The organism is Dactylosporangium sucinum, from assembly GCF_014647515.1.
In the GTDB taxonomy this organism is placed as follows: Bacteria; Actinomycetota; Actinomycetes; order Mycobacteriales; family Micromonosporaceae; genus Dactylosporangium; species Dactylosporangium sucinum.
Map to the genome: position 1 here is coordinate 87,202 of NZ_BMPI01000005.1, position 21,653 is coordinate 108,854.

The window sequence follows — 21,653 nt, forward strand, 5'->3', positions numbered from 1 at the left end:
TCCATACATGAGCGCACTCGACGTTGAGTCCATCCGCAAGGACTTCCCGATCCTCGACCGGCAGATCAACGGCAACCCGCTGGTCTACCTCGACTCGGGGAACACCTCGCAGAAGCCGCGCCAGGTGATCGACGCGGTGCGTGAGCACTACGAGCAGCACAACGCCAACGTCGCCCGGTCGGTGCACACCCTCGGTACCGAATCGACCGAGGCGTTCGAAGGGGCGCGGGAGAAGATCGCCGGGTTCGTCGGCGCCCCGACGGCCGCCGAGATCGTGTTCACCAAGAACTCGACCGAGGCGATCAACCTGGTCGCGCACGCCTTCAGCGCGGTGTCCGACGACCCCCGCTTCCGGCTCGGCCCGGGCGACGAGATCGTCGTGACCGAGATGGAGCACCACTCGAACATCGTGCCCTGGCAGCTGCTCGCCCAGCGGACCGGCGCGACCCTCAAGTGGTTCGGCATGACCGACGAGGGCCGGCTCGACCTGTCCGGTATCGACGAGGTGATCACGCCGCGGACCAAGCTGGTCGCGTTCGTGCACTACTCGAACATCCTCGGCACGATCAACCCGGTCGACGTGATCGCCGCCCGGGCCCGCGAGGTCGGCGCGCTCGTCCTGGTCGACGGCTCGCAGTCGGTGCCGCACGTCCCGGTCGACGTCTCGGCGCTCGGCGTCGACTTCGTGGCGTTCACCGGCCACAAGATGCTCGGCCCGACCGGCATCGGCGCACTGTGGGGCCGCTTCGAGCTGCTCGACGCGATGCCGCCGTTCCTCGGCGGCGGCTCGATGATCGAGACCGTGTCGATGACCGGCACCACGTTCATGCCCCCGCCGGCCCGCTTCGAGGCCGGCACGCCGCCGATCGCGCAGGCGGTCGGCCTGGGCGCGGCCGTCGACTACCTGTCGGCGGTCGGCATGGACGCCGTCGTCGCGCACGAGAAGGCGATCACCGCCTACGCGCTCGACGCGCTGCAGTCGGTGCCGGACGTGCGCATCATCGGCCCGACGTCCACCGTGGACCGCGGCGCGACGATCTCCTTCACCGTCGAGGGCGTCCACCCGCACGACGTCGGCCAGATCCTCGACGACGAGGGCGTGCAGGTGCGCGTCGGACACCACTGCGCGCGGCCGACCTGCGTGCGCTTCGGCGTGCCGGCGACCACCCGGGCCTCGTTCTACCTCTACACGACGACGGACGAGATCGACGCCCTGGTCCGCGGCGTGGAGCGGGTGCGGAAGGTCTTCGCCTGATGCAACTCGACCAGCTGTACCAGGAGATCATCCTGGACCACTACAAGCGCCCGCACGGCCGGGGGCTGCGCGCGCCCTTCGACGCCGAGGCGCACCACGTCAACCCCACCTGCGGCGACGAGGTCACGCTCCGCGTCACGATCAAGGGCGACGTGGTGGCGGACGTGTCCTACGAGGGCATGGGCTGTTCAATCAGCCAGGCGTCGGCGAGCGTCCTGCACGATCTGCTCACCGGCGCCACGATCGCCGAGACGCTGCGCCGTCACGAGGCCTTCGCCGAGCTGATGGGCGGGCGCGGCACGGTCGAGCCGGACGAGGCCGTGCTGGAGGACGCCGTCGCGTTCGCCGGCGTCGCGAAGTATCCTGCGCGCGTCAAGTGCGCCCTGCTGCCCTGGATGGCGTTCAAGGACGCGCTCAGCCGGGCTTCTGCTGCGGAGTCTACGGAGGAACCATCATGACCGCGGTGCTCGCCGACATCGAAGAGGCGATGAAGGACGTCGTCGACCCGGAGCTCGGGATCAACGTCGTGGACCTGGGCCTCGTCTACGGCATCCACGTCGACGAGGACAACGTGGCCACGCTGGACATGACGCTCACGTCGGCGGCCTGCCCGCTCACGGACGTCATCGAGGACCAGGCCCGCCAGGCCCTGTGCACGGGCCCGGGCGGCGGCCTGGTCTCCGACATCCGCATCAACTGGGTCTGGCTGCCGCCGTGGGGCCCGGACAAGATCACGGACGAGGGCCGCGACCAGCTCCGCGCTCTGGGCTTCAACGTCTGACCCGCTCCGCTCCGTCCGGCCGCGGCGCGCTGTGTGCGCACCGCGGCCGCGCCGCCTCCACCCGCCGCCGCCGCACCTACCGCGCGCCCGCGCCCGCGCGCCCGCGCCGCCCGCGCCGCCCGCGCGCCGGCATCCTGCGTCGATCTTGCAGTTGTGGTGCCTGACAAACCCGGACATTCTGGGAGTTTCGTGGCACCATAACTGCAAGATCGACGCGAGTGGGGTCGGGGCGACGTGCGTGCGACGGCCGTGGCGCACTCTGCGCCTGCCGTCGCGCGCCCTGTGCGCGCCGCGGCCGTCCTTCGTTGACGTTGGTCGATCTACCCTCAGTTTGATCTCGGCGTTGTGGGGGTAGATCGACCAATGTCTGTGCGGTGTGGCCGCGTGGAAGCGGTGTGGCGTCGGGGAGGGCGGGGGTGGCGCCGGTGTGCCGTGGCGGTTCTTTGTTGACGTTGGTCGATCTACCCTCGATTCGATCTCGTGTCGTGAGGGTGGATCGACCAACGTCTGTGTAGTGCGGCCACGGCCTTAAGGGAAGAGCAGCAGCAGCGCCAGCACGGCGATCACCACGGCCGAGGACAGAGCCGTCCACAGGCGGCCCGACGGGCTGGTCAGCAGGCGCCCCAGCAGCGAGCCGCTCCCCGCGATCAGCAACTGCCAGCTCGCCGACGCCGCGAACGCCGCCGTGACCCAGACCGTCTCCGCGCCCGCCGACAGGCCGTCGTCGGCGCGGCGGCCCATCACGAGCGCCCCGAAGTACACGATGGTGGCCGGGTTGAGGAGGGTCAGGCCCAGCAGGGCGAAGTATGCGCCCAGTGGCCGGCTCATCCGGCCTTCCGCAGCCGATCGGGTGGTCGCCGGCTTGCCCCGGGCGCGGAGGGCGTCGGCCGCCGTCTTCGCCGCCAGGGCGAACAGGACGACCGCCGCGACCCAGCGTAGCAGGGTGGCGATCGGCGCGATGACGCCGGCGAGGGCGGCGCCGCCGAGGACGGCGATGACCGCGTACACGCCGTCGGCCGTGGCCACGCCCATCGCGGCGGAGAAGCCGACCTTCCAGGACGTGCGGGCGGCCAGGGCAGCGATCAGGGCGCCGATCGCGCCGACCGGCATGGCGACGCCGTAGCCGGCGAGCAGGCCGGAGAGGACGACCTCTCCGAGGCCGGCGCTCACGAGCGCTGCTTGCGGCTCGCCTCCGTCGGGGCGCAGGGCTGTCGACGCGCGCCTTCCCCCGCAGGGGCTACGACGCGACTACGACACCTGATGCTCGACATGGCGCGAAGTCTGACGACTCATGCGGGTCCGTGGCCAATGGTTTTCAGGGCCTCGCGGACCGACAGCGGGCTCAGCGCCGGGTGGTCGGCGACGAAGGTGCGGACCGCCCCCGGGTCGGTCTTCGCGTGCTCGCGCAGCGCCCAGCCGATCGCCTTGCGGATGAAGAAGTCGGGCTCCGTGGCCCAGGACGCGCAGTAGGCGAAGAGGCGGTCGGTGTCCGTGCGTCGGCCGTACCGGAGCTGATGCAGGATCGCCGTCCGCGCCAGCCACAGCTCGCCGGGCCGGTGCGCCCACTCGTCCATCGTCGGCAGCAGCGCCGGGTGGGCGGTCACCATCGGGCCGACGACGTTGGCGGCCAGGATGTCGACGGTGTCCCACCACGACTTGGTGGTGACGAGCGTGCGGATGGCCGGCAGCGCGGCCGGGGTGAGGACCTTGGCGTAGCGGCGCAGGTAGTCGCAGGCGAAGTACTGGTACTCGCGCTGCGGCAGCGCCCAGCACGCGAGCGCGACCTCGACCAGGTCACGCTCGGTGGGCTTGGCCGCGCCGGCCAGGACCTCGCGGGTCAGCGCGCGGCGGGGTTCGCTGGTGAGGCCGAGGAACTCGAACCGGTCGCGCATGTAGGCCTTCATGGGGCCGGCGCGGTCGGGGTCCGCGCCGGCGGTGAAGACCTCCTGGAGGCGCTCGATCACAGGCTGCTCGCGCTGAACGTGTCGCACTGGCGGGGGTCGCCCGTGTTGAAGCCCTGCAGGAACCACTTCTTGCGCTGCGCCGACGTGCCGTGGGTGAAGGCGTCGGGGTTGACCCGGCCGCCGGACCTCTTCTGGATCGTGTCGTCACCGATCGCCTCCGCGGCCTCGACCGCCTCGGCGACGTCCGACTCGCTGATCGACTTGAACAGCGCGTCGCCCTTCGGGTCCTTGGTCTCGGTGGCGTGGTTGGCCCAGGTGCCGGCGTAGCAGTCGGCCTGCAGCTCCAGCCGCACCGACGCCGATTTGGCGCCCTGCTGCGAGCCCTGCTGGGCCTTCGCGTTGGTGCCGAGCAGGTTCTGGATGTGGTGGCCGTACTCGTGGGCGATCACGTACGGCGCCGCGAACTCGCCCGAGGCGCCGAAGCGGCTGGAGAGCTCGTTGTAGAAGGTCAGGTCGATGTACACCTGGCTGTCCGCCGGGCAGTAGAACGGGCCCACGCCGGAGTCCGCCTGGCCGCAGCCGGTGTTGACGGCGTTGCTGAAGAAGACCGTCTTCGCCGGCTGGTACTGCTTGCCGAACGCCTGCGGGAGCATCTGCTTCCAGTACGCCTGCACCGAGTTGATGTAGAGGACGTTGCGGCAGTCGGCGTTCTTGAAGCGGTCCGGGTTGCTCTTGTCGCACGACTTGCTGATGTTGGTGTTGTCGCCCTTGTCGCTGCCGCCGCCCAGCAGGCCGCTGCCGAAGAGCCCGCCGCCGCCGCAGACGACGATGGCGAGGATGACGATCGTGATGATCAGGCCGCTCTTGCCGCCGCCGATCGGGATCGGGATGCCGCCGAGGCCGCCTCCGCCACCGCCGCCGAAGCCGCCGCCGCCTGAGCCGCGGCGGTCGTCGACCTGGCTGGTGTCGAGATCCGCATCGTCGTTGAACTCCATCGCACACCTCGGGTTGGGGGATCGACCGGCGTCTGCTTGGTGCGGGGGTACCCGATGATCTTGTGACGTAATCGTGTGGCGGTCCTGTGGGGACCGCACGGTAGGATATCCCCGTGATCACGCAGAGGGAGTGACGCTTCGCCCGCGTCCTGTCGAAATCCCTGCTGCCCGAAAGTGAGTCCTTCGGTGATCACGACCACCGGTCTTGAGCTGCGCGCGGGTGCGCGCATCCTGCTCAGCGACATCAACCTGCGCGTGCAGCCCGGCGACCGCATCGGTCTCGTCGGGCGCAACGGCGCCGGCAAGACCACCACCCTCAAGGTGCTCGCCGGCGAGGGCTCCCCGCACGCCGGCCAGGTCGAGCGGCGCGGCCCGGTGGGCTACCTGCCGCAGGACCCGCGCACGGGTGATCTCGAGGTGACCGCCCGTGACCGGGTGCTGTCGGCGCGCGGCCTCGACACGATCTACGCCGAGATGAAGGCCCTGGAGCAGCGCCTCGGCGACGACGAGCGGCTCATCCGCCGCTACGGGCAGCTGGAGGACCAGTTCGCCGGGCTCGGCGGCTACGCGGCCGAGGCCGAGGCCGCCCGCATCTGCGCCAACCTGGGCCTGCCCGACCGGGTGCTGGCCCAGACCCTCGGCACGCTCTCCGGCGGCCAGCGGCGCCGCATCGAGCTGGCCCGCATCCTGTTCCGCGACGCGGCCGCGACCGGCGGCGGGATCCTGCTGCTCGACGAGCCGACCAACCACCTCGACGCGGACTCGATCAGCTGGCTGCGCGGGTTCCTCGCCACGCACAAGGGCGGGTTCATCGTCATCTCGCACGACGTCGACCTGCTCGACGCGATCGTCAACAAGGTGTGGTATCTCGACGCCAACCGCGCCACGATCGACTTCTACAACGTCGGCTGGAAGCTCTACCAGCAGCAGCGCGAGACCGACGAGAAGCGCCGCCGCCGCGAGCGGGCCAACGCCGAGAAGAAGGCCGGCGCCCTGATGGCCCAGGCCGACAAGATGCGGGCCAAGGCGACGAAGACCGTCGCCGCGCAGAACATGGCCCGCCGGGCCGAGCGGATGCTCGGCGGCCTGGAGGAGGTCCGCGTCGCCGACAAGGTCGCCAAGGTGCGGTTCCCCGAGCCGAAGTCCTGCGGCAAGACCCCGCTGACGGCGCGCGGGCTGTCGAAGTCGTACGGGTCGCTCGAGATCTTCATGGACGTGAACGTCGCCGTCGACCGCGGCTCCCGGGTGGCCATCCTGGGCCTCAACGGCGCCGGCAAGACGACCCTGCTGCGGATGCTCGCGGGCGAGCTCGTCCCCGACACCGGCGAGGTCCTTCCCGGGCACGGGTTGCAGCTGGGGTACTACGCGCAGGAGCACGAGCAGCTCGACGTCGACCGCACGATCCTGGAGCTCATGCGCTCGGCGGCGCCGGAGCAGAACGACACCGAGCTGCGGAAGATCCTCGGCGCGTTCCTGTTCACCGGCGACGACGTCGACAAGCCGGCCGGGGTGCTCTCCGGCGGCGAGAAGACGCGGCTCGCCCTGGCGACGCTGGTGTGCTCGGGCGCCAACGTGCTGCTGCTCGACGAGCCGACGAACAACCTCGACCCGGTGTCGAGGGAGCAGGTGCTCGACGCGATCGCGCGGTACCCGGGCGCCATCGTCCTGGTCACCCACGACCCGGGTGCCGTCTCCGCCCTCAAGCCCGACCGGGCGATCCTCCTTCCCGACGGCGTCGAGGACACGTGGAGCGACGACCTGCTGGAGCTCGTGGAGCTCGCCTGATCACCATGGCGTGACCAGCACCGCCTCGATCACGACGGCCAGCACCGCACCCATCGTGACCAGGAGGAGGGGCGTGGGCGGCAGCTCGCCCGCGGGCCGCTCCGGAGCGATCGCGGCCACCGTCAGCCACGGGAAGAACGGCAGCCAGGCGTGCTCCACGCCACCCCGGGCCAGGCCGGCCGCGATCGAGAACACCACCGCGGCCCCGGCGCCGACCAGGAACGGCCACGCCGCCGTGTTGCGGATCTTCCGCGCGCTGGCGGCGATCGCCGGGCCGGTGGCGAGCAGTAGCACGACCACGCTGATCGCGCTCCACCACAGCACCGAGCGGTAGGGCGCCACGCGGCTCGCGTAGTCCGTCTCCGCCGCCACCAGCCCGTCGGCCCAGGCGAAGCCCAGCAGTTGGGCGCCCAGGACCGGGAGGAGGGCGCCCACGCCGCTCATCACGTTGAGGAAGGCGCGGCGGCGGGCGAAGTACACGCAGACGAGCGACAGGCCCAGCCAGGGCGCGGAGTACGAGAACAGGGCGGCCAGGCCGATCAGCAGGCCCGCCAGCAGGGCCCAGCCGCTCGCCGGCCAGCCGCGGACCCGTCGCCGGCTGGCCCGCAGCCCGGCCACGATCGCGGCGGCGCCCAGGACCGCCACGAGGCCGTCCAGGCTGACCGCCACCCAGATGGCGTAGGGGGCCAGGACGAGCACCGGGAGGTACCGCCGGGCCGCCTCCTCGCCGACCGAGTCGCGCACCGCCGACAGCACCAACGGAATCGTCAGTGCCGATACCGCGGTGATCAGGAATCCGAGGACGATGTGGTTGTCGACGCCGATTCGGTCGAGCCCCCACAGAAACAGAACGGGGCCGGGAGGATGACCCCGGGAAGCTACCGAGTGGTACGCCGCGTCACTCGTGAAATGTCTGAGGTATCCGACCGGATCGTCACCCACCTGCCTTACGTCACCCAGATATTCCTCCGGTGACCCGAGAGCTTTCGTAAGGCCCGACCAGCCATCGACAAGCGCCAAACTGATTGCCCAAATCAGGCCGGCGGCGTACCCGAAAAGCTGAATTCCCGGCCAGTCGAGCCGGGCCAGGCGCCCGCGTGACGCGAGCCACAGTGTCCCGGCGGCCACCGCGGGGGCCAGAATGCTGCCTACGCCGATCCTGATCTTGTACCGGCCGAGGAAAGGCGCGCTTGCGGTGCCGAGACGGGCGTCGAGCTGCACCGCGAGCGCGGCCAGCGCGAGTCCGGCGACGGCCAGGACGACCCAACGCAGCGCATCGGTGCGCTCACGGTGCGCAGTCCACGGTCGATCGGTGGGCGGTTCGCTCATCACGGCGCAACACGGTATCGGGTAGGCGACAATGCTCTGCGTGTCGGTTGGCGTCCTGTCGATATCTAGCGCATGATCGTTCGAGGCGGTCTAATAGGTGAGACCGCACCAACCGCTCTGTCTGGGACGTGAGGGATCAGCATGGCAGCCACCGCCACCACCAGCACCGAGAAGGGTCGCCGGATCGTCGGGGCCGAAAGGCAGACGCTGGCGAAGGACCTCGTGAAGCGGTACACCAACGGTGAGAGTATCCGCGCGCTCGCCGCTTCCACCGGTCGTTCCTATGGATTCGTGCACCGGGTGCTGACCGAATCTGGCGTTCAGCTTCGTCAGCGTGGCGGTGCCCGGCGCCGCAAGAAGGCGTGAACGTCTCTCCCTCGTCGGGAGAGGCGCGTTTCGACCTCGACGGGCCGGTCGCGACGGTGACGTTGTGCCGGCCCCAGGTCCTCAACGCGCAGACACCCGCGCTGTGGGCCGACCTGCGGGCGTTCGGCCGGTCGCTGCCGGGTGACGTCCGCGTGGTCATCGTCCGCGGCGAGGGCCGGGCCTTCTCAGCCGGGCTCGACACCTCTGCCGCGACGTCCATGCTGGGCGGGATGGCCACGGCTCCCGACGCCGACGAGCGGATCGCCGCCTTCCAGGAGGCGTTCGGCTGGCTGCGGCAGCGGTCGCTGATCTCCATCGCGGCCGTGCAGGGCCACGCGATCGGCGCCGGGTTCCAGCTCGCGCTCGCCTGCGACTTCCGGGTGTGCGCCGACGACGTGCTGTTCAGCATGGCCGAGATCAAGCTGGGCCTCGTGCCCGATCTGGGCGGAACCAAGCGCTTGCTGGAGCTGGTCGGCTACGCCCGTGCGCTCGAGCTGTGCGTCACCGGGCGCCGCGTGGCCGCTGCCGAGGCGTCCGCGATCGGCCTGGCGAACATCGTGGTGTCTCCCGCGGACCTGTCCACTGCTGCCGCGGATCTTTCTGCAGCGGTGCTGCAGGGAACGCGGGACGCCGTGATCGAGATCAAGGCGCTGCTGGCCCAGGCGGCGGCGCACACGTTCGGGCAGCAGGAGGCCGCTGAGCGGGCCGCCCAACTGCGGCGCATCCGATCGCTGGCGGGCCTGGGGGAGTAGGTCCAAGGGCCTAGTCGTTCCCGGGAAGCTGGGGGCGTCGGCAAAAGTTGTCGTACCTGCCGGGCACACTGCTCGGCAGAGTTCATCTTTTGCCGGGGGTCGTGTGATGTCGTCGCCGATGAGCAGCATGTCGGGGTGGGAGACGCTGCGCTCCCTGCGCAAGGCCGACGAGCTGCGCGGCAAGCGGCTCGGCCGGGAGACCACCCGGCGGATCATGGCGTTCGCCCGGCCCTACCGGCGCGACATCAGCGTCTTCCTGGTCACGGTGGTGCTCGGGGCGGCGATCGGCGTCGCCACGCCCTACTTCGCCGGCGACGTCATCAACCGGATCAACGCCGGCGGGCCGGACGCCGGCGCGGCCGTGGTGCGGGTCGCCCTCGTCATCGCCGGGCTGGCCGTCGCCGACTCGCTGCTGTCGCTGGTCCAGCGGTGGTATTCGGCACGCATCGGCGAGGGCATCATCCTGTCGCTGCGGACCCAGGTGTATGACCACGTGCAGCGCCTGCCGCTGCAGTTCTTCACCCGCACGCAGACCGGCGCGCTGGTCAGCCGCCTCAACAACGACGTGCAGGGCGCCCAGCGGGCGTTCACGTCGACCCTGTCCGGCGTGGTCAGCAACGTCATCCAGCTGGTGCTCACGGCGGCCGTGATGCTCACCCTGTCGTGGCAGGTGACGCTGCTGTCGCTGATCCTGCTGCCGCTGTTCATCCTGCCGGCGCGGCGGGTCGGCAAGCGACTCGCCGCCATCACCCGCGAGGCCTACCAGCTCGACGCGACGATGAACGCGACGATGACCGAGCGGTTCGGCGTGGCGGGCGCGCTGCTGGTCAAGCTGTTCGGCCGGCCCGAGACCGAGGCCGGGCGGTTCGCCGAGCGGGCCGGGCGGGTGCGCGACATCGGCATCCAGACCGCGATGTACAGCCGCGTGTTCTTCGTCAGCATGCTGCTGGTCGCGTCGCTGGCCCAGGCGCTCACCTACGGGCTGGGCGGCTGGTTCGCCGTCCACGGCCAGATCACCGCCGGCACCGTCGTGACGCTGGCGCTGCTGCTCACCCGGCTCTACGGTCCGCTCACCGCGCTGTCCAACGTCCGCGTCGACGTGATGAGCGCGCTGGTGTCGTTCGAGCGGGTCTTCGAGGTTCTCGACCTGACCCCGGCCATCGCCGAGCGCCCCGGCGCCCGCCCGCTGCCGCCCGGCGCGGCCCGCGTCGAGTTCCGCGACGTCCACTTCCGCTACCCGAGCGCGGCCGAGATCTCCCTGGCGTCCCTGGAGGATGTGGCGTCCCTCGACCGCACCGTCACCGACGAGGTCCTGCGCGGCGTCTCGTTCACGGTGGAGCCGGGGCAGATGGTCGCCCTGGTCGGCCCCTCGGGCGCCGGCAAGTCGACGACGGCGATGCTTCTGCCGCGCATCTACGACGTGACCGAGGGCGCGGTCCTGGTCGACGGCGTGGACGTCCGCGACGCGACCCTGCAATCCCTGCGCGACACGATCGGCGTCGTCACCCAGGACTCGCACCTGTTCCACGAGACGATCGCCGAGAACCTGCGCTACGCCAAGCCGGGCGCCACGGACGCCGAGCTGTGGACGGCCCTGCGCCGAGCCCAGGTCGGCGACCTCGTCGAGTCCCTGCCCGACGGCCTCGACACGGTGGTGGGCGAGCGCGGCTACCGCTTCTCGGGCGGCGAGAAGCAACGGATCGCCATCGCCCGCCTCCTGCTGAAGGCGCCCTCCATCGTCATCCTGGACGAGGCCACGGCCCACCTGGACTCCGAGTCGGAGGCGGCCGTCCAACGGGCGCTGGCGGAGGCCCTGGAGGGCCGCACGGCGCTGGTGATCGCCCACCGCCTCTCGACGATCCGCGAGGCCGACCAGATCCTCGTCCTGGAGGCGGGCCGGGTGGTCGAGCACGGCACGCACGAGTCCCTGGTGGCCGCCGACGGCCTGTACTCCGACCTGTACCGCACCCAGTTCGCCGCCTCCCCCCTCCCGTCACCCACGTCCCCCGTCCCGTCACCCACGTCCCCGGTCCCACCCCGCCCGCCGGTCCCGGCCCCCTGACCTTCGCCGCGCCGACCGCCCGGCTTGGGGCGGCGGCCGGCGCCGACTTGGGGCGGTGGGCTACTGGGCCACGCTGGACGACTGGCTTGGGTCGATGGCCGGCGCCGATCTGGGGGCGGTGGCTGGACGGGTTGGTGCCGTGGCCCGCGACGCGTCCCCGGCTGCGCCCGGCCGTCCCCACGTCGGAGCGGAGCGGTGGGGGTCGCCGATCGTACGGTGGCGGAGTCTGCTGGCCCGCTGCCGAGGGCGCTGGTTCGGTTCGCCCGCGTCAGTAGTCCTTCATGATCGCGGACGTTTCTGGTCTGTAAACGACACAGAAGGGTCCGCGATCATGAAGGAGCCGGAGGTGGCGCCCGGTGGGGGCTTTGTCCGCCCGTGCTGAGCCCCCTTTGGCCGAGCCGAGCCGAGCCGAGCCGAGCCGAACGGGCGGGCGTCGTCGAGCGGGGCGTTGGCTGGGGTGTCACGCCAGGATGGGCCAGCGGTGTTGCGGAGTGGTGGCCTGGAGGGCGGGGGTCTGGGGGTAGGAGTCGTTCGGTAGGGAGCGGTGGATCGCCCGCAGCCAGTCGCGGTACGTCGCGTCCGGGGGGAGGGTGTGCAGGGACTCCAGGGCGACGTACGTGAAGGCGCCGTTGGGGCGGTTGTCGAACGTGGCGTCGTAGGAGTACTCCGCGTCCTTGCAGCCGGCCAACAGCAGCGCCTTCGACGTCGGCTTCACCCGCAGCCTCGGGGTCGTCGCCGTCGCCCGGTTCAGGAACAGCGCGGGTGGCAGGAAGCGGGTGCCCGGCGGGAGGGACGACCTCGTCAGGGTGCCCGAGTGGCAGGAGTCCGAGATCAGGACCGTTCGCACGTCGTCGGCGGCCAGGGAGAACAGGGCGTGGAGCTCGTCGTCCAGCAGGGGGCCGTTCGACGCGATGTCGTGCGGGCAGAGGGCCTCGTCGCGGTGGTCGGGCTCGTCGTTGTCGGTGTCGGGGACCCACGTGCCGTGGCCCGAGTAGGTGATGACCACGGCGTCGTTCGGCTTGGCCCTCGTCAGCAGGTCGGCGATGGCCGTGCGGATCGCGGCGCCCGAGGCGGCGCTGTCCAGCAGTTTGCGGACCTCGAAGCCGCGGACGGTGAGCTCGGCGGCCCAGTCCTCGGCGTCGTTGCGGCAGCCGGAGAGGTCGTTCTCCGTGCCCGGATAGTCGTTGATGCCGATGCACAATCCGAGTTTCATGACGTCCCCCGTAGCAGTGGGCGGTGAACCTTCTGTACAGAAGGCGTCACGAATCGCGACGATGGTTGTCAGTCGGTGCCGGGGACATCGGGGACTTTTCGGGCCGTGCGGGGCGGGTGTGGAGCGCCGGGAGGCCGGCGCAGGGGACGGGGTCGATGAGTAGCGCGACCCGCCGCAGGGCGGCCAGCAGGTACTCGTCGGTGAAAGGCATGCCAGCGACTCCGTGCGCGGGGGTGGGCGAGCCCAGACTGGGCCCAACAACCAGAGAGCTCGGAATCCGCTCCTGATACACGCGCGATCACATCGTGCGGATCGCGCCTCCGTCGACCGGGAGCGCGTCGTCGGTGCCGCGGGAGGCTCCGGTGCGGAGGTGGACGCGGTCAGCCGGCCCGGGATCAGTGGCCCGGTCGAAGGCGGCTCAGCCAGGCGCCAACCCGGCCGCGAGGTACCGGCGCCGACCGCCCGTCGTAGGCGAAGCGCGCCTCGCGCCCGGCCAGTTCCTCGCGGGCCAGCTCGGGCAGGTCGGCGCCGTGCGAGCGGGCGAAGTCCCAGCCGTCGCGCAGGGAGCCGTTCGGTGGGCGGCCGGCGGCCCAGGCCGCGAACACGCGCGGCCACGCGGCGCCGTGGGCGGCGGCCAGGAACGGCCACGCGCGGGCCACCTCGCCCGCGCGCTTGCGGCGCAGGGCCGCGGTCGTCGCCAGTACCCCTGCCGAATCGAAGCCGTCGGGGACGTCCTCCCCGGCGACCAGCGCCGCCACCAGCGCCCGCTGCCGGTCGGCCAGGCCGCTCACGCGCCCTCCGCTCTCCGGCCGCAAGAGCTCCACACTGAGCCCATGATGAGCGGCCTCCTCCGCTGCGCTGCGGAACCGCTCATGTGATCGCCGGCCAGCCCGCGGCCGCCGCGATGGCGTCCAGCTCGCGGGTCAGGTCCGCGGCCGGCGGGTAGTCGCCGTCGCGCTCCAGCATCAGGGCCGGCGGCGTCGTGCGCGCGCAGAGCTCCTTGACCAGATCGAGGACGGGCTCGGGGAGCGCGTCGGTGTGTGTGTCGTGGTAGTACCCGTCGTGCTCCACGCCGCCCGCGACGTGCACGTAGGCGATCCGCTCCAGCGGCAGCGCGTCGAGGAGCACCAGCGGGTCCTCGTGGCGGTTGCGGGCGTTGGCGTACACGTTGGCGATGTCGAGGAGCAGGCCGCAGCCGGTGCGGTCGAGGATCTCGGTGAGGAACTCGGCCTCGGTCAGCTCCGCGTCGGGCCAGTCGAACAGGGCGGCGATCGGCTCCAGCGCCAGCGGCACGCCGCCCAGCGCCGACTGCGTGCGGCGGACGTTGGCGACGATCGCGTCGATCGCCTCGTGCGTGCGGGGGACCGGCAGCAGGTGCCCGGCCTCCAGCCCGCCCGCCCGCACGAACGCGATGTGCTCGCTGACCAGCGGGGCGCCGAGCGCGGCCGCGCACCTCGCGAGGTGCGCGGCCCGGGCGTCGTCGACCGGTTCGGCGCCGCCGAGCGAGAGCCTGACCCCGTGCGGTATCACCGTCACGCCCCGCTCGACGAGCGCCTGGAGCCCCTCTGGCAGCAATTTTTCCGGGTGTACCGACTCCGCCACGACTTCGGTGAAGCGGAGCCCGGGCAGGCCGGCCACGTAGCCGGCGATCTCCGGGCGCCAGCCGATCGCGACGCCGTACCGGGGGGTCATCCCCCACAGCCCCCGCCGCCGCCGCAGCCGCCGCCACCGCCGCAGCTGGATCCGCTGCTGCAGCTGCTGCTGCTACCGCTGTCGGATCCGCCGCTGGAGCCGCTGTCGTAGTACCCGCCGCCGGACTGGGCGACGTTGCGCTGCAGCTCGGCCTCCTGCGCGAAGGCCGGGTCGGCCAGCCAGAACGCGCCGACGCCGAAGAGGCCCACGCTGAGCGCGGCGCCCGCCGGGCCGTAGGTCGCCCAGGACGGCGACTGGCCCGGGTGCAGGTGGTGGACCTGGGTGCGCATCCGGCTGAGCAGCCGCTTGCCGGCCGCCGACACCCGGGGCACGCGCAGCAGCAGGAACGCCACGATGACGACCGGGATCATCAGCAGGACGAGGTTGGTGACCGGCTTGTCGTTGGCCATGCCGGAGAAGATCCGGGCGATGCCGAGCGCGACCACCGCGAACACGACCAGCGCGCCGGTGCGGACCTTGTGGCGGGTGTCCTCGGTGAGGATCCAGCCGTCCTGGCCCATCTGCGCCTCGGTGCGGGCCAGGACGTCGTTGACGAGCTTGTCGTTCTGCGCCGCGCGGGCGGTGACCTGCCGGCCGGCGGCCGCGTAGATCGCGTGGTCGAGCTCGGAGGCGCCGGTCGGGGGCAGGTTCAGCTGCTTGAGGTACCCGCGGTTGTCGCTCTCGATCGAGCCGGCAGCGCGCAGCGAGGCGAGGGAGCTGTAGACGGCGAGGCGCCGGTCGCCGTTGAGCAGCGCCGCCTGGGTGGGCGTCAGGTCGCGTGCCTGGCGCAGCGAGGGACCGCCCGTGTAACCGCGCCGCCAGATGAGCACGGCGATGATCGCGAGTGCGGCGAGTCCGAAGTAGAGCCACAGGAACTGGGGGCCGGCGATGCCCCAGGTGTCCCCGGGACCCGCCACGATCGATGTCCTCATGCGCTCAGTGTGGGTGCCGGTGCCAAGTCGGTCATGTCATCGGATGGACACTTGAGGAAAGCTTGCGCTGCGTCACTGCCTGCGCACGGCCGCCTCGACCAGGTTGAGGACCGCCTCCAGGTCCTGCACGGGCCGGCCGGTGGCCAGGTGCAGCACGAGGCCGTCGTAGGCCAGCTCGAGGAACTGGGCGAGGATGCCGATGGGCACGTCTGCCCGCAGTACACCCGCCTCCAACTGCCGCTGGAGACGCTCCCGGGTCGCCGCGGCCACCGCCTCGGACCGGGCCGCCCAGCGCTTGGCGAACTCGGGGTCGGTGCGCAGCCGCCGCGACACCTCCAGCTGGCTGCCGAGCCAGCCGGTGACGTCCGGCTCGGTGCGCGCGAGCAGATCGCGCATCACCTGCACGAGGCCGTGCTGGGCGACGGTCGCTACCATGGTCGCGGCATCGTCCTCGGCGACCGCCAGGAAGAGCGAGTCCTTGTCGCGGAAGTGGTGGAAGATCGCCCCGCGGGACAGGCCGATCTCCTCTTCGAGCCGCCGGACGGTGGCGCCCTCGTAGCCATGGCGGGCGAAACAGGTCCGCGCGCCGGTGAGGATCTCCCTCCGGCGTGCGTCGAGCTGGTCCTGGCTGACCCTGGGCACGTGGTTGATTATGCAAGCCGTACATACGGTTTGGCATCTCGCCGATTTCTTGCGGGGCTTTTGTACTATTTTGTGCACGCCTACGTAAAGATGAGGATCTGTTCGATACCAATCCGGTCACGTAACCTGCCCGCGTGCCCCTGTTGTTGCTCAGCCTGGACGACACCCTGCTGGACAGGGCTGGGGCGTTCCGCGCTTGGGCGGCGGACCTCCTGGGACGCATCGGTGCGCCCGAATATGATCTCGACTGGCTGCTGGACGTCGACGCCGACGGGATGACGTCGGCCTGGGACGTGGCCGAGGCGGTACGCGAGCGGTACGGGTTGCGCATCGCCGCGATCGACCTGGTCGAGGAGCTCCGCGGCGCGATCATCAACCGGGTCCGGTTCGACCCGCTGACCGCGTGCGCGCTGGCCATCGCCGAGGACTCCGGCTGGGTGCCGGTGGTCGTCACCAACGGTGAGACCCGGCAGCAGGAGGAGAAACTGCGCAAGACGGGGCTCGACCGGTACCTCGCCGACTGGGTCATCTCGGAGGAGGCGGGCGTGCGCAAGCCCAACCCGCGCATCTTCGCGATCGCCGCGGAGCGGGCCCGGATGCGGCTCGGCGGGGCGTGGATGATCGGCGACAGCCCCGAGGCCGACATCGGCGGGGCCGCCGGCGCGGGGATCCGCAGCGTGTGGCTGCACCGTGGGCGGCGATGGAGCGAGCGCCGCTACGCGCCGACCCGCACGGCTGAGGGTGTCATCGCGGCGATCGCGCAGGTCATGGCGTCGCGGTAAATCGGTTGTGCATCGGCCTGGGGTCCGTCAGGCTGGTTCTCTGTCTTCGGAGTGAGAGGAGGTTGGTTCGCATGGCTGCCGTCACGGCGCGCTTCCGCATGCCTGCTTCCCTTCTTCTCTCGACTTTGGAGACCTCGCGTTGCGCGACCACACCCGTTCACAGCGCCGTCGCTTCGACGATGACGACGCAACCTTCGTAAAGCGGAACACCCCGCAGTACCTCCCGGCGCCCGACGCCGAGGAGGACACCGGCTGGAGCAGCTGGGACGCGCCGGGCGTCCAGCACGGGCCGGAGCCGATCCCCGACTGGGTGATCACCGAGCTCGCCGCCAGGGACACCGACCTCGGCGTGCTCAAGACCGGCAAGGAAGCCGACGTCCATCTCGTGGAGCGGGCCGTGCCGGATACCGACCGGCGGGTCCTGCTCGCTGCCAAGCGGTACCGTGCGGCCGAGCACCGGCTCTTCCACCGCGACGCCGGCTACCTGGAGGGCCGGCGGGTCCGGGCGTCCCGGGTCAACCGGGCCATGGAGGGGCGCACCTCGTTCGGCCGCGAGATGATCGCCGGCCAGTGGGCCCAGGCCGAGTTCGCCGCCCTGGCCGGGCTCTGGGAGCTGGGCGTCGCCGTGCCGTACCCGGTGCAGCTGCTGGGCACCGAGCTGATGCTGGAGTTCATCGGCGAGCCGGACGGCACCGGCGCGCCGCGGCTCGCCCAGGTCCGGGCCGATCGGGACGCGCTGGAGCACCTGTGGGCGCAGCTCGTTGACGCCCTGCGGGTGCTGGCCCGCTCGGGCCTGGCCCACGGTGACCTGTCGCCGTACAACCTCCTGGTCGACGGCGAGCGGCTGGTCCTCATCGACCTGCCGCAGATCGTCGACGTCGTGATCAACCCGAACGGCCGGGAGTTCCTGGCCCGGGACGTCCGCAACGTGGCGCGCTGGTTCGTGGGCAAGGGCCTGGAGATCGATCCGGACCCGTTGATCGCCGAGCTGGTCCACGACGCGGGCCTGCGAATTCCTTAGGGAATCAGCAGCAGCTTTCCGGTCGACTCGCGACCCTCCAGGGCCGCATATGCGTCGGCCACGGCGTCGAGCGGATAGCGCCCCGTGATGGGGATGTCAAGGACACCGTCGGCGATCCAGCCGAACAGCGTTTCGGAGCGCTCCAGCAATTCGTGCCGGGCCGCGATGAAATGCGCGAGCGTTGGCCGGGTCAGCGAATATGACCCGGCCATCAATCGCAATGGATCGAATGGCGGAACCTTGCCGCTCGACGCCCCGAACAGCACCAGAGAACCGCGCGGGCGCAATGCCGCGAGGCTGGTGTCAAATGTGTCTTTCCCCACACCGTCATAGACGGCGTCGACGCCCCTTCCGTCGGTGAACTCACGCACGGCGTCGAGCGCGTCACCGTACGGCACGGCGGCGACGGCGCCGTTGGCCTCGGCGACGGCCCGCTTCTCCGGCGTCGAGGCGGTCGCGACCACCCGGCCGCCGAGGTGCGTGACCAGCCGGGTCAGCAGCTGGCCCATCCCGCCGGCGGCGGCGTGCACGAGGACGGCGTCTCCCGGCCGTACCGCAAACGAGTCGTGCGTCAGGTAGTGCGCGGTCAGCCCCTGGAGGATCGCCGCGGCCGCCTGCTCGGTGCTGACGCCTTCGGGCACCGGCACCAGCCGGTCGGCGGGGACCAGCGCCTGCTCGGCGTGGCTGCCGGGGATGGTGGTCCAGGCCACCCGGTCGCCGGGAGCGAAGCCCTCCACGTCCCCGGCGAAGCTGAGCACGGTGCCCGCGCCCTCGCTGCCGAGGACGGCTGGCAGGGCCACCTGGTAGGTGCCGGTGCGCTGGTAGACGTCCATGAAGTTGACCCCGCTGGCCTCGACCAGCACCAGGGCCTGCCCCGGGCCGGGGACCGGAGCCGGCCGGTCCTGCACGTGCAGGACGGATCGATCGCCGTACTCCTCGAACACCACCGCGCGCATCTGGCCTCCCTTGCGTGTGTCGTCTTCCTGTCTACCCCAAACCGCCGATCGGTTTTGTCAGGGGGCTCACGTAGCATCCGGGGGTCTTTGGAGGTGAGCGGCGTGGCGCCGACCCATCGTCTCGCGATCGATCTTGGCACCTGCCACACCGTGGCGGTGGTGCGCCGTGGCGACGAGGCCCCCCGTGCCCTGCTGTTCGACGGCTCGCCCGTCATGGCCTCCGGCATCTACGCGGACGAGCACGGCAAGCTGTCGGTCGGGCGCGACGCCGAGCGGCTGAGCCAGCTCGCCCCGGAGCGTTTCGAGCCCTATCCCAAGCGTTCGGTCGACGAGGGCTCGGTGCTGCTCGGGCAGGTCGAGGTCACCGTCGTGGAGATGCTCGCCTCGCTGCTGCGGCGGGCCGCCGAGGAGTCGCTGCAGGCCGGCGTCAACCCGGTGGGCTCGACCGTGCTCACCTGCCCGGCCGACTGGGGCGGCCAGCGGCGCAACGTGCTGCTGGAGGCCGCCCGCGCGGCCAACCTGGGCCCGGTCGTCCTGGTCGACGAGCCGATCGCCGCCGCGACCTACTGCCTGCGCGTGCTCGGCCAGCAGGTCGCCCCGCTGCAGTCGCTCGCCGTGTTCGACTTCGGCGGCGGCACGCTCGACGTCTCCGTCGTCCGGCGGGAGTTCGACGGCCTGCGTGTCATGGGCGTCGGCGGCCTCGACGACCTCGGCGGCGTCGACATCGACGCGGCCCTCGTCGGCCACCTGGGCCAGCTCATCAGCCTGCGCCACCCGGAGCTGTGGCAGCGCCTGTCCAACCCGGACTCCCCGGCCGCCCACCGCGACCGCCGCGCGCTGTGGAGTGAGGTCCGCGCGGCCAAGGAGATGCTGTCGCGCGCCGCCTCCGCCCCGATCCACGTCCCCGGCACCGAGGAGGCCCTCCACCTCACCCGCGAGGAACTGGAGCGGGTCGCCGGCCCGCTCATCGACCGCGCCGTCGACGAGACCCGCCGCGTCCTTGAGCGGGCCGGCGTCGACGTGCGCCAGCTCGCGGGCGTGTTCCTGGTCGGCGGCTCCAGCCGCATCCCGCTCGTGGCGAGCCGCCTGCACGCCCGCTTCGGGGTTGCTCCTGTCGTGCCGGAGCAGCCGGAGCTGCCGGTCGCGTATGGCGGCATGCTCGCGGTGGGCGCGAAGGGCCAACAGTTCGACACCCCGCCGCCCGCGTCCGGCCCGGTCTCGGCCACGCCGGTGTCGCCGGGCTTCCAGCCCCGCACGCCGTTTCCGGTGTCGTCGATGCCCGCCGCGCCGGGGACCGGGGCGTTCGGGGTCGCGGCCTCGCAGACGTTCGCCGCGCAGGCGCCCGCCCAGGCCTCGCCGATGTCCGGGCCGCCGGCCTCGGCACCGGCCTCGCCCGGCACCGGGGCATATCCGGGGTCGCCGGCCGCGCCGTCGTCGCCGGGCGCCGGCCCGTTCGCCGGGGCGCCGGCCGCGTTCGCCGGCGCGCCCAGGCCGGGGATGCCGGGCGCGATGCCGCCGCCGGGCGGGTTCGGCGGGCCGGCCGGGCCCGTGCCGCCGACGTTCGGCGGGCCCACGACGGCGCCGCCGCCGGTGCCGATCGTGGTTCGGCCGCGGCGGCGGGTCTGGCCCTGGGTCACGCTCGTGCTGGTCCTGTCGCTCGTCGGCGGCTGCCTGTGGGGCGGCACGAAGGTGTTCGGCTGGATCGGCGACCAGTTCGAGTCGGCGACCGAGAACTTCCCGGGCGTCACGCCCACCGACGAGAACGGTGAGCTCAAGCACCCGAAGGCCGAGGGCCTCAAGGCGGGCGAGCCGCTGTCGTTCGAGACCGCCGGGACGGTCACCGCGCTGGCCGGCAACGGCGTGGTCTACGTGGCCGCGACGCTGGAGGGCAAGACGCACCTCCGTGCGTATGCGCCGGCGGGTGCCCAGCTGTGGGAGCAGATCATCTCGATGGAGCCGACCGAGCTCCACCTGCAGACCGTCGGCGACCTGCTCATCATCGACGGCGACAGCGACGCCACCCGCGGCGACCAGGACTCGCGCGCGGTGGCCGACCTCAAGGACGGCGGCAAGGTGCTCTGGACGCAGGCCTGGGACAACCGGCTCGACCTGTTCTACCAGGGCACCGACGCGGTCAGCGAGTTCCGCGGCAGCAAGCCGGCGCTGCACCGGGTCGACCTGCGCACCGGCCAGTCGAAGTGGTCGCGGCCCGGCATCAACAGCACGGCCATCAACGGCATGCGCACCGCGCGTCCGGCGCTCACGTGGCCGGGCCAGGCCTCGGTGGGGCCGGTGCCGTCGTACGAGCTGGACTTCAACGGCTGGATGCCGTTCCAGGAGACGATCGCCGCCGACCCGGCCGTCGCCGTGCAGCTCGACCAGGGTGGCAAGCTCACCAAGGTCGACCTCGCCAGCGGCCAGCCGAAGGGCTCGGCGCCGATCGAGGTCGAGATGCGCGACCCGTGGCTGGTCTACAACGGCATGATCGTGGTCAAGACGCCCGACACGTCGAACTCGATCACCGGCTACAAGCTCGCCGACTTCAGCAAGGCGTGGGACTTCAGGACGCCGGCGGGCGTCGAGATCGACGACATGCGCCCGTGCGGCCAGACGCTGATCTGCGCGCTGGGCGAGCAGGGCCTCAACTACCGCGTCGTCGGCATCGACGTTGCCTCCGGCAAGGAGAAGTGGACGAACCCCATCGGCGACGAGCCGCGGTGGTACGTGCTCGACGGGCAGCTCGTCCTCGGCGGCGGCGCGTTCACCTCGGTCGACGACCCGGCGGTCATCGACCCCGCGACCGGCAAGGCGAAGCACACGATCGGCGACGGGTTGACGTCGAAGACCGCCTACGCCGGCTCCGGCGGCCGGGTGGCCATGGTCACGATCCGGGGCGCCGCCTCGGCCTGGCAGGTCGCCGTCGCCAACGTCGGCGACGGCAAGGTGATCGGCTCGGCCGACTACGGCGCCACCATCGTCACGAACGTCTCCCTCAGCAACAACGCGGTGGTGGTGTTCGACGACGACAAGCTGAAGAAGGTGTGGCGGTTCGAGGTGCCCGCGCCGAAGTAGACGCGGGGCGGGGCTGCGGCGCGCCTCGGGTGCCTCGGGGCAGGGCCGGTCGGGGGCCGCCCGCGCCAGCGCCGCCCGCGCCAGCGCCGCCCGCGCCGCGCGCCGGCCGGGTCC

Annotated in this window: 21 protein-coding genes; 10 read left to right on the forward strand and 11 right to left on the reverse strand. The window is 71.7% G+C overall.

The window, feature by feature from the left end; all coding sequences use genetic code 11:
- Positions 1-7 precede the first annotated feature (7 nt).
- The 3 genes from IEZ31_RS06185 to IEZ31_RS06195 are packed head-to-tail and all read left to right on the forward strand — an operon-like array spanning position 8 to position 2,036.
- On the forward strand, positions 8-1,255 hold the full coding sequence (locus tag IEZ31_RS06185) for a cysteine desulfurase (protein ID WP_190248762.1): 1,248 nt from the start codon (positions 8-10) through the stop codon (positions 1,253-1,255).
- Positions 1,255-1,713 (forward strand): Fe-S cluster assembly sulfur transfer protein SufU, encoded by a 459-nt coding sequence (sufU, locus tag IEZ31_RS06190; protein ID WP_190248763.1) that lies wholly within the window; start codon positions 1,255-1,257, stop codon positions 1,711-1,713. Before IEZ31_RS06185 ends, sufU begins: the two co-directional genes overlap by 1 nt.
- Positions 1,632-2,036 carry a metal-sulfur cluster assembly factor gene (locus IEZ31_RS06195; protein WP_190248764.1) on the forward strand — a complete coding sequence of 135 codons (405 nt, stop codon included), beginning with the start codon at positions 1,632-1,634 and terminating at the stop codon, positions 2,034-2,036. Before sufU ends, IEZ31_RS06195 begins: the two co-directional genes overlap by 82 nt.
- A 528-nt stretch (positions 2,037-2,564) precedes the next feature.
- On the opposite strand, the gene IEZ31_RS06200 is transcribed toward IEZ31_RS06195, so the two are convergent.
- From IEZ31_RS06200 to ypfJ, 3 genes are all read right to left on the reverse strand, one after another.
- On the reverse strand, positions 2,565-3,206 hold the full coding sequence (locus tag IEZ31_RS06200; RefSeq protein WP_373294508.1) for a LysE family transporter: 642 nt from the start codon (positions 3,204-3,206) through the stop codon (positions 2,565-2,567).
- Between the two features lie 119 nt (positions 3,207-3,325).
- Positions 3,326-4,000: a DNA alkylation repair protein gene (locus IEZ31_RS06205; RefSeq protein ID WP_229834311.1), complete on the reverse strand. Its 675-nt coding sequence runs from the start codon at positions 3,998-4,000 to the stop codon at positions 3,326-3,328.
- Entirely contained in the window at positions 3,997-4,935 is a 939-nt protein-coding gene (gene ypfJ / locus IEZ31_RS06210; protein WP_190248765.1) for a KPN_02809 family neutral zinc metallopeptidase, read from the reverse strand. The genes IEZ31_RS06205 and ypfJ overlap by 4 nt, the downstream gene beginning before the upstream one ends.
- A gap of 186 nt (positions 4,936-5,121) precedes the next feature.
- Here ypfJ and IEZ31_RS06215 point away from each other — a divergent pair, with 186 nt between their 5' ends.
- Positions 5,122-6,720 carry an ABC-F family ATP-binding cassette domain-containing protein gene (locus IEZ31_RS06215; RefSeq protein ID WP_190248766.1) on the forward strand — a complete coding sequence of 533 codons (1,599 nt, stop codon included), beginning with the start codon at positions 5,122-5,124 and terminating at the stop codon, positions 6,718-6,720.
- Here IEZ31_RS06215 and IEZ31_RS56120 read toward each other — a convergent pair whose 3' ends face one another.
- A complete protein-coding gene (locus tag IEZ31_RS56120; RefSeq protein WP_229834312.1) occupies positions 6,721-7,476 on the reverse strand; it encodes a hypothetical protein in 756 nt (251 codons plus the stop codon). It lies immediately after the preceding gene.
- A gap of 714 nt (positions 7,477-8,190) precedes the next feature.
- On the opposite strand from IEZ31_RS56120, the gene IEZ31_RS06225 reads away from it, so the two are divergent.
- The 3 genes from IEZ31_RS06225 (at position 8,191) to IEZ31_RS06235 (ending at position 11,229) form a co-directional block, all read left to right on the forward strand.
- Positions 8,191-8,415 carry a helix-turn-helix domain-containing protein gene (locus IEZ31_RS06225; RefSeq protein WP_033359767.1) on the forward strand — a complete coding sequence of 75 codons (225 nt, stop codon included), beginning with the start codon at positions 8,191-8,193 and terminating at the stop codon, positions 8,413-8,415.
- Positions 8,412-9,167, forward strand: coding sequence for an enoyl-CoA hydratase/isomerase family protein (locus IEZ31_RS06230; RefSeq protein ID WP_190248767.1), 756 nt, complete (start codon positions 8,412-8,414; stop codon positions 9,165-9,167). Before IEZ31_RS06225 ends, IEZ31_RS06230 begins: the two co-directional genes overlap by 4 nt.
- Positions 9,168-9,273: 106 nt before the next feature.
- Positions 9,274-11,229 carry an ABC transporter ATP-binding protein gene (locus IEZ31_RS06235; protein WP_190248768.1) on the forward strand — a complete coding sequence of 652 codons (1,956 nt, stop codon included), beginning with the start codon at positions 9,274-9,276 and terminating at the stop codon, positions 11,227-11,229.
- A 460-nt stretch (positions 11,230-11,689) separates the two neighbouring features.
- Here the strand turns inward: IEZ31_RS06235 and IEZ31_RS06240 are convergent, their stop codons facing one another.
- The 6 genes from IEZ31_RS06240 to IEZ31_RS06265 form a co-directional block, all read right to left on the reverse strand.
- Positions 11,690-12,442 carry a caspase family protein gene (locus tag IEZ31_RS06240; protein ID WP_190248769.1) on the reverse strand — a complete coding sequence of 251 codons (753 nt, stop codon included), beginning with the start codon at positions 12,440-12,442 and terminating at the stop codon, positions 11,690-11,692.
- Positions 12,443-12,488: 46 nt separating this feature from the next.
- The gene (locus IEZ31_RS06245; protein ID WP_190248770.1) at positions 12,489-12,653 is read right to left on the reverse strand and encodes a hypothetical protein; all 165 of its coding nucleotides are present in this window, start codon (positions 12,651-12,653) and stop codon (positions 12,489-12,491) included.
- A gap of 184 nt (positions 12,654-12,837) precedes the next feature.
- Positions 12,838-13,233, reverse strand: a complete 396-nt coding sequence (locus IEZ31_RS06250) for an SCO6045 C-terminal-like domain-containing protein (protein ID WP_190248771.1) — start codon at positions 13,231-13,233, stop codon at positions 12,838-12,840.
- A gap of 79 nt (positions 13,234-13,312) precedes the next feature.
- Complete coding sequence (locus tag IEZ31_RS06255) at positions 13,313-14,134, reverse strand: MbnB/TglH/ChrH family RiPP precursor modification enzyme (RefSeq protein WP_190248772.1); 822 nt, start codon at positions 14,132-14,134, stop codon at positions 13,313-13,315.
- The gene (locus IEZ31_RS06260) at positions 14,131-15,066 is read right to left on the reverse strand and encodes a TIGR04222 domain-containing membrane protein (protein WP_190248773.1); all 936 of its coding nucleotides are present in this window, start codon (positions 15,064-15,066) and stop codon (positions 14,131-14,133) included. Before IEZ31_RS06260 ends, IEZ31_RS06255 begins: the two co-directional genes overlap by 4 nt.
- Positions 15,067-15,138: 72 nt before the next feature.
- On the reverse strand, positions 15,139-15,708 hold the full coding sequence (locus IEZ31_RS06265; RefSeq protein WP_190248774.1) for a TetR/AcrR family transcriptional regulator: 570 nt from the start codon (positions 15,706-15,708) through the stop codon (positions 15,139-15,141).
- 134 nt (positions 15,709-15,842) lie between these two features.
- Between IEZ31_RS06265 and IEZ31_RS06270 the strand changes: the two genes are divergently transcribed.
- A complete protein-coding gene (locus IEZ31_RS06270; RefSeq protein ID WP_190248775.1) occupies positions 15,843-16,490 on the forward strand; it encodes an HAD family hydrolase in 648 nt (215 codons plus the stop codon).
- A 139-nt stretch (positions 16,491-16,629) separates the two neighbouring features.
- Positions 16,630-17,511, forward strand: coding sequence for a serine protein kinase RIO (locus IEZ31_RS06275; RefSeq protein ID WP_190248776.1), 882 nt, complete (start codon positions 16,630-16,632; stop codon positions 17,509-17,511).
- Here the strand turns inward: IEZ31_RS06275 and IEZ31_RS06280 are convergent.
- The gene (locus tag IEZ31_RS06280) at positions 17,508-18,467 is read right to left on the reverse strand and encodes a quinone oxidoreductase family protein (protein ID WP_190248777.1); all 960 of its coding nucleotides are present in this window, start codon (positions 18,465-18,467) and stop codon (positions 17,508-17,510) included. The genes IEZ31_RS06275 and IEZ31_RS06280 overlap by 4 nt on opposite strands.
- 102 nt (positions 18,468-18,569) lie before the next feature.
- Here IEZ31_RS06280 and IEZ31_RS06285 point away from each other — a divergent pair, with 102 nt between their 5' ends.
- A complete protein-coding gene (locus IEZ31_RS06285) occupies positions 18,570-21,539 on the forward strand; it encodes an Hsp70 family protein (RefSeq protein WP_190248778.1) in 2,970 nt (989 codons plus the stop codon).
- Positions 21,540-21,653 lie beyond the last annotated feature (114 nt).